General features: G+C 38.6%; 9 protein-coding genes. 6 read left to right on the plus strand and 3 right to left on the minus strand.

Translation table 11 applies throughout. The annotated features are described in order from the left end of the window. Positions 1–9: 9 nt before the first annotated feature. The 3 genes from nudC to dnaQ form a co-directional block, all read right to left on the minus strand. Positions 10–768 carry an NAD(+) diphosphatase gene (gene nudC, locus AC1M9D_RS03640; RefSeq protein ID WP_481611531.1) on the minus strand — a complete coding sequence of 253 codons (759 nt, stop codon included), beginning with the start codon at positions 766–768 and terminating at the stop codon, positions 10–12. Next, entirely contained in the window at positions 768–2,408 is a 1,641-nt protein-coding gene (locus AC1M9D_RS03645; RefSeq protein WP_481611532.1) for a chemotaxis protein, read from the minus strand. The genes nudC and AC1M9D_RS03645 overlap by 1 nt, the downstream gene beginning before the upstream one ends. A 119-nt stretch (positions 2,409–2,527) precedes the next feature. Continuing rightward, entirely contained in the window at positions 2,528–3,955 is a 1,428-nt protein-coding gene (dnaQ, locus tag AC1M9D_RS03650; RefSeq protein ID WP_481611533.1) for a DNA polymerase III subunit epsilon, read from the minus strand. 215 nt (positions 3,956–4,170) lie between these two features. Here dnaQ and AC1M9D_RS03655 point away from each other — a divergent pair, with 215 nt between their 5' ends. The 6 genes from AC1M9D_RS03655 to AC1M9D_RS03680 all read left to right on the plus strand — a co-directional run bounded on the left by AC1M9D_RS03655 (position 4,171) and on the right by AC1M9D_RS03680 (position 14,267). After that, positions 4,171–7,383, plus strand: a complete 3,213-nt coding sequence (locus AC1M9D_RS03655; protein ID WP_481611534.1) for a LysM peptidoglycan-binding domain-containing protein — start codon at positions 4,171–4,173, stop codon at positions 7,381–7,383. 33 nt (positions 7,384–7,416) lie between these two features. After that, on the plus strand, positions 7,417–9,270 hold the full coding sequence (locus tag AC1M9D_RS03660; RefSeq protein ID WP_481611535.1) for an extracellular solute-binding protein: 1,854 nt from the start codon (positions 7,417–7,419) through the stop codon (positions 9,268–9,270). 11 nt (positions 9,271–9,281) lie between these two features. Then, positions 9,282–10,352: a microcin C ABC transporter permease YejB gene (locus AC1M9D_RS03665; protein WP_481611536.1), complete on the plus strand. Its 1,071-nt coding sequence runs from the start codon at positions 9,282–9,284 to the stop codon at positions 10,350–10,352. A 2-nt stretch (positions 10,353–10,354) separates the two neighbouring features. Then, on the plus strand, positions 10,355–11,365 hold the full coding sequence (locus AC1M9D_RS03670) for an ABC transporter permease (protein WP_481611537.1): 1,011 nt from the start codon (positions 10,355–10,357) through the stop codon (positions 11,363–11,365). After that, complete coding sequence (locus AC1M9D_RS03675; RefSeq protein WP_481611538.1) at positions 11,343–12,920, plus strand: dipeptide ABC transporter ATP-binding protein; 1,578 nt, start codon at positions 11,343–11,345, stop codon at positions 12,918–12,920. Before AC1M9D_RS03670 ends, AC1M9D_RS03675 begins: the two co-directional genes overlap by 23 nt. Positions 12,921–13,022: 102 nt before the next feature. Then, on the plus strand, positions 13,023–14,267 hold the full coding sequence (locus AC1M9D_RS03680) for an NADH:flavin oxidoreductase/NADH oxidase family protein (RefSeq protein ID WP_481611539.1): 1,245 nt from the start codon (positions 13,023–13,025) through the stop codon (positions 14,265–14,267). Positions 14,268–14,552: the final 285 nt, after the last annotated feature.

A 14,552-nucleotide genomic window follows, 5' to 3' on the forward strand; every position in this document is an offset into this window, starting at 1 on the left:
GGATTTGATTTATTCAGATTTGAAAGGAATATTGTGAATGACATGTTGAATCATGGCATGCGCAATACTTCCTGCAAATGGAATTTCTGGTAAATCATCAAATTTAAAGAATTGGGCATCACTAATTTCATCTTCTTGAAGCACAATGTCACCTGAATCATACTCGGCCCGAAAAGCAATCATTAAATTACTTGGGAATGGCCAAGGTTGGCTGGCAAGATATTGAATATTTTTAACGTTTAGACCAATTTCTTCCATGGTTTCGCGTTGCACAGCCTCTTCTAAAGTTTCACCAACTTCGACAAAACCTGCAATCAATCCATACATATTGGATTTATTTTTTGCATTTTTCGCCAGCAAAATTTCATTGTCACCTCGTGTAATTACCGTAATGACACAAGGTTGAACACGAGGGTATTGGTGATAATTACATGCTGGGCAGATCATGGCATATTCTGAACGGTGCACATCCGTTTCTGTACCGCAATGACTACAAAATTTATGATTACGACGCCATTCTAATAATTGAACTGCTCGACTCGCTTGTTCAAATTGTTGCTTAGACCATTGAGTGATCAACTGTCGAATTGGCACAAGTTGATAACCTTCAGGAATTGCTTCTTCAATATGTAGATCTCGTGCAATTACTTGATCACCAGATTGGAAAATCAGATCACTCTCTAAACGTTCAACACGTGGTAATTGGAAGTTTTCATCGACGAGAAGTTGATGTTGTTTAAAAATATAAGCAACAGAGAGTTCAGACATTAGGCAACCGCTTTAATTTTTTGACTGCTGATGAGTGCAGTTTCAGATACTGATTTATGAATAGGATAATCATACTTCAAGCCATCAAGATGAAGCTCTAGACTGGCAAGCACATCTAGAATGTGCTGAAGTTGTTGGGAGGTGAGTGATTTCTGAATATCGTAATAGTGTTCAACCGCCTCAGCACTATTTTTTAGTGCATTACTTAATACTTGAGCATCAAGAAATAGAGCAGCACCGCTTAATTGTCTTAAATTGGTTGTGATGTTTAATAAATCATTTGTGTCTTGAACATCATTGCTTTGAAAAAGTTTATCGCCTAGTTCTTGCAAGAGAATTCGAGCTTCTTTTTGCAGCGTTTCATGTGCATCATCTAGCCGATCCAGTGATATATTCATATTATTCACATCAAGTTGAATGCGAGTTGGTGCAAAATTTCGCTTCAAAATCCCGATAGAGTTCATAGCCGATAGCATGCTGTTCATTAATCGTTGAGCAAAATCGGCATTTTGTTGAATATAGGTTCGATGAAAATGATCTGCTTGCAGTTTCATCTCTGCATAAGCTTCATTAAGATTCATGACTAAAAAGATATTTGCCATACGATACAGCTTTAAGCGAATATCTAAAATTTGATCGTCAGTAAAACTTTGATAGTGACTTTCAATATCTAATCTTAATTGATTCAATTCTTCTGTAATCAAGTGAGCAACGGTATCCATTGTTCTTTGATCAGGTCCAAACAGATGGCGACTAAAAATTTGTAGTTGAACATCAGTCAAAATGTTGTCCGAGATTTGAAAATACTCACGAAGCATTTGTGAATCGTAGTTTTCTTGGCTAATACAAATCGCTAAAGCATTAGCAAAGTCAGTTTCATCGACCTGAAAATGCTGGGGTGCATTTAAAAACTCCCGAATTTGACTGCCAACTTTAGCCAACCATTTTAGGCGTGCATCACTGAGAATGAGTTGGTCAAGTTGATTAAATGCGATTTGCATCAGAAGCCAATATTGTTGACTCGGTGTTTCAAGAGAGAGCAGTGCTATATGATCTACAATGAGTTTAAAACGATCAAAATCGTCTTCAGTTTCATTTTGCGTCACTAATTTTATTAAACAATCTTTATATAGTGTATTCCAATAATCAGATGAATTAATCTGATTCGATGAAGCTTGCGGTGTTAAAGTTAATTGTTTCTGAGTGGTCTGAATTCCATTACCCAAAGCTGTGCAAGGGATGTTCAATACTCGCTCAAGATGGTTAAGTGTATCTAAGAGAAATTGGGGGACATCGACTTCACGTAAGCAAATAAATTCGATATATCGCTTTAGCATCGTTGTACCATCACTTAATGCAGCAGCGTATTTCAGGTTTTTTGCAGTTGGATTTTGCATCATCTTTGACATGACTTGCGCACAGTAGTGTGCAAGTTGTGCGAGATGAGGAAGCTGGATCATGGCAAAAACTTGATTGGATTGTTCAAGTCGAATGAATGCGTCATTTATCCCAAAAGGAAGTGTTTGATCCTCAATAAGCTCTGATACTGTATTTTCGACCTGATCGATGATTTGATCAATTTCTTTTTTAACAATAAGTAATGCTGTAGGGTCAAAATAAATTGAACTTTGATAAGACATCGATCGAAACCTATGTTGGCCGTTAATTTTGCTCAGAGCCCAGATAAGGGGAATTTTTGCTCTAAATGAATATAGCCGAACTGATCGTACTTTACAAAATGAATCAAGCAGATGGAAGATTATTTAGCAAATAAGCACGGCTCGCCATTTTTTTCTTGGTAATCTTCGATCCATTTTTGGTGTGCTGCTAATTCCTCATCAGAAGCATAAATGATTGGTAAATCTACCTCAATTTTTTGGTACTGATTTTGTCCAGTTTCAGAATGATGATCATGCGCTGAGAGTGCATCGATATCAAATGAAACTTGACCACCTGTCATGGCTAAATAAACATCTGACAGAATTTCTGCATCCAGTAAAGCACCGTGGAAGGTACGATCACGCTGTGGAACTTCGTAGCGCTTCACTAATGCATCCAATGAGTTCTTTTGACCTGGATGTTTCGCTTTTGCCATTGCAAGTGTATCAGTCACTGCGCAGACTTCTGAAAGCGTACCAAAGCCAGCACGTTTGAACTCCATATCTAAGAAGTTCATATCGAAAGTTGCGTTGTGTGCGATAATTTCTGCACCTTTTAAGTACTTGTACAGTTCAGCAGCGATTTCTTCAAATATAGGTTTATCTTTCAAAAAATCATCAGAAATACCGTGAATCGCTTCAGATTCACCGACTGGTTTTTTGGGATTGATATAAATGTGAATTGAACTTCCTGTCAGTTTGCGATTGATCATTTCAATCGCACCCACCTCGATAATACGGTCTGTATCTTGATAATAAAAACCTGTAGTTTCCGTATCTAAAATCAGCTGGCGTGGTCCTTGTAAATTTAGACGAGCAGGCGTGACCACAATATGTGGATGTGATTTTTCAGCTAAATTAGGAACGCTTTGATCTACTGATTCAGAATTTAAGTCCTGTGCATCAACCGTTTTAGCGACATCGGATGAGTTTGAGCTGACTTCGTCCGTGCTGTATTCAGCTTGATCATCATTTTCTGCTAAATCAATTTCGACTTCTTCTTCAATTTCTTCATCTTGATCGTTGAGATCTAAACCAAACGGATCATTGAGCAACCAATCTTCAGACTGTTTTTTTTTATCATTCGCTTGCAGGGAATTTTTTAATTGTTCAGCCGTTTGGTCAGCGCCTTGATTAGCTAACTGATCTGCCATTTCATTGCCTGGATGTCCTGCATGACCTTTAATCCAGTTCCATTCAATGTCTCGACCTTGACAAACTTGGTCCAAAGTTTGCCATAAATCAGGATTTTTAACGTCTTTCCAATTTTTCTTTTTCCAACCACTGATCCATTCAGTAATGCCACGCTTTACATAGTTTGAATCTGTCCAAATGATAAGCTTCGCATCAACAGGACAAAATTTAATTCCTTCGATTGCGGCTGTTAACTCCATACGATTATTGGTCGTGTCAGGTTCACCACCACATATTTTATGTTCTGTATCCTTAGTGATGATGTAAGCACCCCAGCCACCTAGCCCAGGATTACCACGACATGCGCCATCAACATAAAGTGTTATTTCAGACATAGTTTGAACCAATCAATCGAATAAAGTGTTGAACATCAAGTTCGGAAATTTTATTGTATACGTAAATGCGAAACATCAGTGCGATAACTGGATATTTTTTAATGTCTTGTAACATTTATAAGCAATTACTCATCAAGAAGAGACTTGCCTGAACAACGAGCTCCTCTAAAATGGTTTATATACAATAAATTTACTATGCGTCTTTCGGAATTTGTATGTCTAAAACAACCACCGCAGTGTGGCAGCCATCTGCAACTTTTTTATTTAAAATTTCAGTAATTACTTCCGCAGTAACCGGATTAGGCGTAATGACTGGCTGTACAGCGAGTCCCACTTCTGCAAAGACGCAAAAGTCGAATCAATTAGGCATGTTAGATGCCAGTAGCTTAGATTCACTTGAAGATCTTTTATCTGCAACTGATATGCGTGCAGTTGAAGGTGATCGTTTACTTATTTTAAAGCACGGCGATGTTTGGAAACGTATGACCGTTGGTTTTAAAATGGATGAAACAAAGTGGGATCCACGGATTGATGCTCAAAGAAGTTGGTTTATTACGCGTCAGCCTTATCTGGATCGTTTATCCGCTCGAGCTTCTCGTTATCTTTATCATACTGTAAAGGAAGCAGAGCGCCGTGGATTACCTACAGAACTTGCTTTACTTCCCGTCATTGAGAGTTCCTATGATCCAGCTGCAACGAGTTCAGCGGCAGCTGCAGGGATGTGGCAATTCATCCCAAGTACAGGTCGTATTTATGGATTAAGACAGACCAATTTGTATGATGGACGCCGTGATGTAGTTGAGTCTACACGTGCAGCCTACGAGTTTTTAGGAAGTTTATATAACCAATTCGGTTCATGGGAATTAGCTTTAGCGGCTTATAACGCTGGTCCTGGACGTATTCAACAAGCGATTAACCGTAATAAGGCTGCTGGCTTGCCTACAGATTATTGGTCATTACGTTTGCCTCAAGAGACAATGAACTATGTTCCACGTTTCCTTGCGGTTGCACAGATTATCAAATCCCCTGAAAAGTATGGCGTAAGATTACCACCAATTGCGAATCGTCCTCACTTTAGAGAAGTTCCAGTTCCAGCAGGTGCGAGTTTAAACGAAATTGCTTCTCTGACAGGCTTAAGTCGTGCAGAACTTTATCAACTGAATCCAGGGCATCGTGGTGATATCATTGATCCTCAAAGTCCACAGCGAATTTTAATTCCAGCAGATTTAAATCCAAATATTGATCGTAAATTGAAAGCACTTAAACCAAGCAGTACAGGTCTATGGGCGAGCGCTTCAAGCCCTGTTTCTACATCTACGCCAGCAACAACAATTACAACGACAGTAAATACACCAAAAGCTTCAAATGCTTCCGTATTGGCAACTCAAACAGCGAAGCCAGTTAATAATACTCAAACACCTTCAGTATCTACAACAATTTCAACTTCGAAGGGTAGGACTCCTTCTGGTTCTGATGCATTGGCAGCTTTTGCTGCTTCGGCAGTGGTGCCAAGCGCACCTCGTATACCTGTTGCTGTTACACCGGCGCAAAATGTTAAACCTGTACGTGTAGAACCAGAAATCACTGCTGAAGAAAAAGCCAAAATCTTAGCTTCAATTGCCCCTGAAAAAACCACAACAACAACGAGTTCTGATCAAATTATTGCCTCGGTCATTGAACCACAGGCCACTGAAGCAGAAAAAGCGGAAGTCGTTAGAGAGATTAGTGCCATTGCACCTCAAGGTACTGAGATTGTCGATCCGTTGGATGGCAAGATTAAATTAACTGCGATTCAAACAAGTCAATCTGTGGCAGCAGGACAAGGTTCAGAAGTTAAAGTTGGCTTTGCTTATCCTAAATCTGTAGCAGAAAGTACATTGCCTACTTCTGAGGAAGCCCAGCTTAATCAAGGTAAGGCATTTAAGAAAACTGAAAGTGAAGTGGTTGTAGAACCACCTAAGGGTAAGCGTAGTACGTATACGGTACTCCCTGGTGACACGCTAGCAATTATTGCAATGAAAAACGGCGTAAGTTGGAGAGATATTGCAAAATGGAACCAAGTAGATCCAAATGCAACCTTATATGTAGGTGCGACCCTATATCTCTACGATGCTAAACCAGTAGCATCTGCTCAGAAAACGGATGTAAAGCCAGCAAGTTATATTGTGAAAGCAAATGATAGTCTGACTAGTGTTGCAAACCAGTTTGATTTAAGTGTCCAACAATTGGCTGAATTGAATGGTCTGACTATCAATAGTAATTTACTGGTTGGGCAGAAGTTAAATCTAACCCAGTCTCAAGCATCTAAATCAAGCAAAACTGAACAAGCGCTAACTAAGGTTCAAACGAAATCTTATACGGTCAAACGCGGTGAATACTTAAAGTTAATCGCTGATCGATACGGACTTTCGACTCAAGAGTTAGCGTCACTAAGCTCAGGATTGAAAGCTGATAGTAGCCTATACGCGGGTCAAAAAATTAATGTTCCTTTAGAAGAAGTGCAATCTGCTACAGCTTCATCAACGACTCGCGCGAGTAATGCTAAAACTGTACCTGAAATTCAGACTGAAACTTACCGCGTACAACGAGGAGATACGTTGTACAACATTGCAAATGCGAATAAGTTAACCGTTGTTGAGTTGGCGACACTGAATAATTTGGATATTGAAAAAGGATTGATGGTTGGTCAAACCATTAAAGTACCGGTGGGATCTAAAGTACCAGAGCAATATGTTGTTCAATCAGGCGATAGCCTGAATGCCATTGCAAGCAAATATAATCTTTCTGTTGCACAGTTAGCAGAAATGAATGGCTTGCGAACGAATGCTGGATTACAAGTTGGGCAAAAGCTGAATTTGAAAGAAGATGAAAATAAAGCTTCCACTAAGCAGAGTTCGACACGAAATAATTCGGTTGCTGAGAAAGTGGAGTCTCACACTGTGAAGAGTGGAGAGACCTTAGCAAGTATTGCGCGACAATATGATATGTCGCTTCAATCATTACTTACGCTGAATGATCTAAATGCGAGATCAGTCCTTCAAATTGGTCAAAAATTAAAAGTAAGTGGCGATGTTGAAAAGGCGGCTGCGAGTACTGAAAAAACACCAGTCCGTCAATCAAAATCGCGTGATACAGAGGATTATGCTGTCAAATCAGGTGAGTCTCTCCATGTTATTGCTACACGATTTGATATGACTGCAAAAGAACTTGCAGATCTCAATAAGTTGAACCTACGTGCTGGATTGCAAAGAGGTCAAATTATTCAAGTTCCTAAAGTTGTTACAGATTATAAAGTCCGTAGTGGTGATTCCCTGTACAGAATTGCGAATCGATTTGGTATAGACATTGATCAGCTTGCAGAAATGAATGGTTTGAAACCAAACACACCTTTACAGATTGGTGCTACGATTAAAGTTCCACATTCTTAAGTCTGCTTAAGCAATCAGGAATTTCATTTCGAGATGTGCATTTCATCAACTTTGTCAAAAGCAAAGTTTATTCTCCTCTTCTTGCCCATTCATATCAGTGCATGGGCAAATCTTCAAACTACGCCTTATATTGCTTTACAGTCAAAACCTAAATATCTGAATTTAGATGCGATGCCATATGCCAACCCAGACGCACCAAAGGGTGGAAAGTTGGTGAAAGCGGCTGATGGGACATTTGATAATCTAAACGGTATGAATGGGCAAGGGAGTTGGGTTGAAGGCACAAATTACTTGTTCGATACGCTATTTTCCAAGTCGTTAGATGAACCAAATGTGTTTTATCCACTTTTGGCTGAGAAAATTCAGTTTGATCCAAGCCGAACAAAATTTGTGATTTTTCATTTAAATCCACGTGCTCGATTTAGTGATGGATCTCCTGTACTGGCTGAGGATGTTAAATTCACGTTTGAAATGTATTTAACCAAAACCAATCCCGGTTTACAGATGTATTTGTCTGATTTAGATAAAATTCAGGTTCTGTCTAAACATGCCGTAAAAATGGTATTTAAATCAGAAAGTAATACTGAAATGCCAGCAATACTTTCACAGATGCCAATTTTTTCTAAAAAAGATTGGCAATCTAAAGATTTTAGTCGAGCAACACTCAAACCCATTTTAGGATCAGGGCCATATACAATTAAAAATCTTGATGCTGGTCGTAGTATTACCTATCAGCGTAATCCCCATTATTGGGCTAAGGATTTACTTGTAAATCGTGGTCGTTATAATTTTGATCAAATTAAATATGTTTATTACCGTAGTTCGGACATTGCATTTGAAGGATTTAAAGCTGGACAATATACATTTCACCAAGAGAAATTTGCTCGTAAATGGAAGACGGAATACAACTTTCCAGCATTTAACTCAGGGTTGGTTAAAAAATATAGTGTAGCTTTACAAAATCCTGCTCCGACACAAAGTATCGTTTTTAACACACGAAAAAAACCGCTAAACGATATCTATTTTAGACAAGCAATGACCTATGCTTATGACTTTGAATGGCAAAATAAAGCATTGTTTTATCAACAATATCAACGTTTACAAAGTCATTTTCAGTTTAGTGAGCTCGAAGCAAAGTCTGTCCCAAGTCCAAAAGAGTTAACAATATTAAAACCTTATTTATCTCGGTTACATCCTTTACAACGAGAAGGAGTATTAAAAGCGTGGAAATATCCTATCACTGATGGTACAGGTTACAATCGTAAAGGCTTGCTCACTGCTCGGAAAATTTTAATTGAGCAGGGGTATTCATTTAAAAATGGTAATTTGCATGCGCGTGATGGAAAACCAATTCAATTAGAATTGCTTCTTCATCAAGAAGGCTTACAACGGACGCTCATGCCTTATATTCGAAATTTAAAAAAATTGGGTATTCAGGTTTCGATTCGGCAAGTCGATATGCCTCAATATTTACAGCGGATGCGTCAATATGATTTTGATTTAACCATGATGGTGATGCCTCAATCACTAAATCCTGGGAATGAGCAAGCGCAATTTTGGAGCAGTCATGCTGCAAATGAAGAGGGAAATTATAATTTTTCTGGTGTGAAAAATAGCGTTATAGATGAAATTATACAACGTATTATCCATGCAACTAATCGTGAAAAATTAATATTAAATACACGTATCTTGGATCGTTTATTACGTGCAGGATATTATCAGATACTTACTTATGGAAATGACCGTGAATGGTATGCGTATTGGAATATGTATAAACAGCCACAGATTAAACCCAAACTTGCTGTTGGTGAAGATTATTGGTGGGTAGATCAACAGCAAGCTCGCAAAGTGTCTGCTTATCTTGGTCGAAGTAAAGGCTCACGTTAAAGGTTAAATTTATGGGTCTCTATATACTTAAACGACTTTTGCTGATCATTCCCACCTTATTTTTGATATTACTCATCAATTTCGCCGTCGTTCAAATTGCTCCTGGTGGACCTGTTGAACAGGCAATACAGAGAGCTGAACAGTTTCAAGGCATTGGTGTTGTGTCTGGTTCGACATCTCATATCAATGAAGTCCAGAGTCATTATCAGGGTACACGAGGACTCAGTCCTGAAATGGTCGAGCAGATCAAAGCGCAATATGGATTTGACCGCCCTGTGCATGAGCGCTTTTTTAAAATGCTCAAAGGATATCTTCAACTCGATTTTGGAACGAGCTTTTTTAAAAATAAATCAGTAACAACATTAATTTTGGAAAAAATGCCAGTCACGATCTCCCTTGGATTATGGAGTACCTTACTGATCTACAGTATCGCCATTTCTCTAGGGGTCAGCAAAGCGAAAAGACATGGCAGTCTGTTTGATCAAACGACCTCCTTAATATTGGCGGTAGGTTATGCAGTGCCAACTTTTGTATTTGCTATTCTACTTATTATGATTTTTTCGGGGGGATCGTATTTGCAATGGTTTCCATTACAAGGATTGGTCTCTGAAAATTTCGCTGAACTCAGCTTCATTGATAAAGTAAAAGATTATTTTTGGCATCTTACATTGCCTGTCCTTACTATTATATTAGGTGGATTTGCGACCCTCACCTATCTAACAAAATACTCTTTTATGGAAGAGTTAAATAAACAATATGTGACGGCAGCTCGTGCTAAAGGCCTGACCGAGCAACGCGTTTTATACAATCATGTTTTCCGTAACGCCATGTTGATCGTTATAGCAGGATTGCCTGAAGCATTGATCGGAATTTTTTTTGTTGGCAATCTATTTGTAGAAATTATATTTAATCTTGATGGTTTGGGATTGCTCGGATTTGAGGCAATTCAGCAGCGTGATTATCCTGTGATTTTTGGAACATTGTTTATCTTTACGTTGGTCGGTCTAATTTTGAGATTACTCAGTGATGTTCTATATCAATTGATTGACCCAAGAATCAATTTTGATCGTCAAGGAGCATAAAAATGTCTCCACTTTTCGATCAACGAATTTCAAAATTTAAGTCACATCGACTCGGATTCTTCAGCTTCATTTTATTTATAGCGATCTTTATTTTATCCTTGGGGGCAGAGTTTATTGCCAACGAAAAACCAATACTTATTTATTATAAAGAAGAAATTTATTTCCCAATTTTTAAGCCTTATCCTGAAACAACATTCGGTGGTGTCTTTGAAACTGAGGCTGATTATAAAGATCCAGCTGTTCAAGAATTGATTAATGAGCATGGATGGCAGATTTGGCCTATCATCTCATTTTCATATCAAACACCTAATTATGAATTGGCAGAAGCTGTACCATCTCCACCGACTTCTGTGAATTGGTTAGGCACAGATGATCAAGGTCGTGATGTCTTGGCAAGATTAATATATGGTATTCGTATCTCTTTGCTGTTTGGCATTGCACTTACCATTGGATCTGCACTCATAGGAATTACGATTGGTGCTATCCAAGGCTACTTTGGCGGTTGGATGGATCTGATCGGTCAAAGGCTGTTAGAGGTGTGGGGTGGTCTACCAATGTTATTTATTGTGATGATCTTAGTGAGCCTGTTTACACCAAGCATATATTGGCTGTTTTTAATTATGCTGATGTTTGGTTGGACTGCGTTAGTTGGTCTTGTGCGTGCAGAGTTTCTGAAAGCCAGAAATTTGGACTATGTGCGAGCTGCGAGATCACTCGGTGCTACAGATAGTCAAATTATTATCAAACATATTTTACCCAATGCTATAAGTTCGTCACTTTCACAGCTTCCTTTCATTCTTACCGCTAATATTACCGCACTTACAGCCTTGGATTTTCTGGGCTATGGTTTGCCACCTGATACAGCTTCAATTGGTGAAATTTTATTGCAGGGTAAGAATAATCTATCAGCTCCGTGGTTGGTTTTATCTGGATTTTTTAGTCTAGCAGTTGTGTTATCTATTCTTATTTATATTGGAGAGGCAGCTCGAGATGCATTTGATCCAAGAGGCTAAACCAATACTTGAAGTGAACAAGCTCAATATTCAGTTGAATGAACAAAAAATCTTAACTGATTTGTCTTTTAAGCTAAATGTGGGTGAGACAGTAGCGATTGTTGGTGAAAGTGGTTCAGGAAAATCTCTAGCTTGTCTAAGTCTTCTAGGGCTGCAAGATAGAGATTTAGACTTAAGTGGTGAAATCATATTTCAAAATGAAGATCTGCGTCTAAAACACGAAGATCAGTTGCGCTTAATACGTGGCAATAAGATCGCGATGATATTTCAAGAGCCAATGACGGCACTTAATCCATTACATACAGTTGAAAAAATTATTTCAGAACCTTTATGGTTGAAGGGACTTAAGAAAAAAGACATTCGAAAAAAAATAGAAGAAGTGCTTTGTGATGTAGGGTTGGGGAATTCATTAGACATCCTCAAGCGATATCCACACCAGTTGTCTGGTGGGCAGCGTCAAAGGGTAATGATTGCAACAGCTCTGATTTCCGAACCTGAAATTTTAATTGCAGACGAACCAACAACAGCCCTTGATGTATCACTACAGAAGCAAATTTTAAATTTAATTAAAGACCAAGCGTATCAAAAAAATATGGCCTTAGTTTTGGTGAGCCATGATTTAAGGTTGGTGCAACAATATGCTGATCAGGTATTGGTTCTGTCTAAAGGTGTCACAGTTGAACAGGGTGATGTCTCTCAAATATTCCTGCAGCCTTGCCATGAATATACTCGACTGCTCCTTAATCAGCAGTTTGATTCGATTTCACCTATCAGTGAACAGGCCAAAGAACTTTTAAATACTGAACATCTTCGAGTGCGCTATCCACCTAAGCTGAATTTTCTGAATGTATTTAAAACTCAATTTATAGCGGTGGAAGATTTAAGTTTCCAGCTTAAACAAGGAGAGTCGCTTGGTATTGTAGGTGAAAGTGGATCTGGAAAAACCAGTGCTGCACTCGCGCTTGCACGACTCATAGAGTCAACAGGTACCATTGAGTTAAATTGTATCAATCTCAATCAGTTGTCTGACAAGCAATTAAGAGCGCATCGAAAAGATTTTCAAATTGTTTTTCAAGATCCTTTTTCGAGTCTCAATCCAAGAATGGATGTTTTGTCATTATTAACTGAGGGGTTAAAATTAAAAAAATTGAGAAAGAGTGAAAAATTAAAACTCGCGATCCAAGCCCTTGAAGAGGTTAATCTCACAAAAGAATTTCTTCATCGTTATCCTCATCAAATGTCGGGTGGACAGCGACAAAGAGTATCGCTGGCCAGAGCACTGATTCTGAAACCTCAATTACTCATTCTGGATGAGCCAACATCTGCATTAGATCGTAATACACAAATAAAATTGGTGAACTTACTACAAGATATACAGCAAAGAACAGGGATCAGTTACATTTTTATTAGTCATGATCTGAAAATTGTGAAAGCGTTATGCCATCGAGTTATGGTGATGAAAGATGCAAAAGTCATAGAAATTCAAGAGACTGAACGTTTATTCAGTGCACCGATTCATGCTTATACGCAACATCTTATACAAAGTAGTTTATAAAAGTTATTTGACAAGAAGTATTGTCAATTCTAGACTGAAATTCAGGGAAGTCACGCCTAATTGGTTTTAGGTTTAGATAAGCACAAAATTGAGAACTTCAAGATGAGTAAAATTGCTGAGCCGATTCAAATTCGCAATACAACTTTCAAAAATCGCATTATTAAAGGCGCAATGAGTGAAGCTCTAGCGAATGCTGCTGGTGAACCAAATCATTTGCACACAGGCTTGTATGAAGCTTGGGCAAGAGGTGGTTTAGGGTGTTCAATCACAGGAAATGTGATGGTTGATCTACGTGCGAAGAATGAGCCTGGTGTCGTCGTGGTCGAAAATGAGCGAGATTTACCTAAATTAAAGGCATGGGCTGACCTAGGTAAACGTTATGGTATGGTCCAGCTTGTTCAATTGTCTCATCCGGGCAGACAGTGTCCTAAAGGCTTAAATAAAGAAACTGTTGCACCGTCTGCTGTTCCATTTAGTGCTATGTTGGCTACTACCTTTGCTACTCCACGGGCTCTCGAGCATGAGGAAATCCTAGATCTAATCCAACGATTTGCAACCTCTGCGGCGATTTGCGAAAAAGCGGGCTTTGAAGGTGTTCAATTACACGGTGCTCATGGATATTTAATCAGTGAATTTCTATCGCCACTGACCAATAAACGTAATGATCAATGGGGTGGTAGCATTGAAAATCGTATGCGTTTTTTATTAGAAATTTATAAAGCTGTTCGAGCTGCAACATCTGATAATTTTATCGTTTCAGTGAAATTGAATTCCGCAGATTTTCAACGTGGTGGAATTACTGAAGAAGAAGTGATTCAAGTATTTAAAGCTATTGATGATGCAGGAATCGATTTAATTGAAATTTCAGGCGGTACGTATGAAGCGCCAGCAATGGCAGGTGCTAAAGCTGAACAGCGTAAAGCAAGTACCATTGCACGTGAGGCTTACTTTCTAGATTTCGCAGAGAAAATACGTAAAGAAGTAAAATGCAGACTGATGGTTACAGGTGGATTCAGAACCGTTAAAGGGATGAATGATGCTTTAGAAAGTGGTGCATGTGACTTTATTGGAATTGCACGCCCGCTCGCTGTAGAAACGGATTTAACTGATCGTTTGATTGCAGGACACGATGTTAGATATGCAGTAAAACCAATTAAAACAGGGATTCCATTTATTGATAAAATGGCAATTATGGAAATTATTTGGTATGCGGCACAATTCAAAGCGATTGGTGAGGGTAATCAACCTAATCCAAAACTTTCACCTTTAAAAGTTTTTCTGAATTATGCAAAAGGAAATGTGAAGGCTATCATTCAAGGTAAAGTTAATTCAAGAAAATCTGCATAGTGTGAATCAATATATATAAGGAGCCTTCATGGCTCCTTATTTTATGCGGCGACTTAGAACTAAAGCGCAAGCGTTTGAAAAGGGAAAAGTATCTTAGAAACTTCTTGGGTTGCCCATAATCCGATCGCTCGTGGATGATAGTAAGGTGATAGATATGGAATTAATAATGCGAGTTTATCGTTTGTATCATCTAATGAGACTGTAAATTAAATTGTGTAATTGCCTGAATTTGCTATGTTCATATTCACAACGGAGTCAGGCAACATGATGAACGAACAAAAACTA

Source organism: Acinetobacter sp. ANC_7682, from assembly GCF_056779795.1.

What these genes read in the sequence shown, in the direction of transcription:
- AC1M9D_RS03675 (WP_481611538.1), top strand. Translation starts at nt 11,343, where the DNA reads ATGCATTTGATCCAAGAGGCTAAACCAATACTTGAAGTGAACAAGCTC.
- dnaQ (WP_481611533.1), bottom strand. Translation starts at nt 3,955, where the DNA reads ATGTCTGAAATAACACTTTATGTTGATGGCGCATGTCGTGGTAATCCT.
- nudC (WP_481611531.1), bottom strand. Translation starts at nt 768, where the DNA reads ATGTCTGAACTCTCTGTTGCTTATATTTTTAAACAACATCAACTTCTC.
- AC1M9D_RS03665 (WP_481611536.1), top strand. Translation starts at nt 9,282, where the DNA reads ATGGGTCTCTATATACTTAAACGACTTTTGCTGATCATTCCCACCTTA.
- AC1M9D_RS03660 (WP_481611535.1), top strand. Translation starts at nt 7,417, where the DNA reads ATGTGCATTTCATCAACTTTGTCAAAAGCAAAGTTTATTCTCCTCTTC.
- AC1M9D_RS03645 (WP_481611532.1), bottom strand. Translation starts at nt 2,408, where the DNA reads ATGTCTTATCAAAGTTCAATTTATTTTGACCCTACAGCATTACTTATT.
- AC1M9D_RS03670 (WP_481611537.1), top strand. Translation starts at nt 10,355, where the DNA reads ATGTCTCCACTTTTCGATCAACGAATTTCAAAATTTAAGTCACATCGA.
- AC1M9D_RS03680 (WP_481611539.1), top strand. Translation starts at nt 13,023, where the DNA reads ATGAGTAAAATTGCTGAGCCGATTCAAATTCGCAATACAACTTTCAAA.
- AC1M9D_RS03655 (WP_481611534.1), top strand. Translation starts at nt 4,171, where the DNA reads ATGTCTAAAACAACCACCGCAGTGTGGCAGCCATCTGCAACTTTTTTA.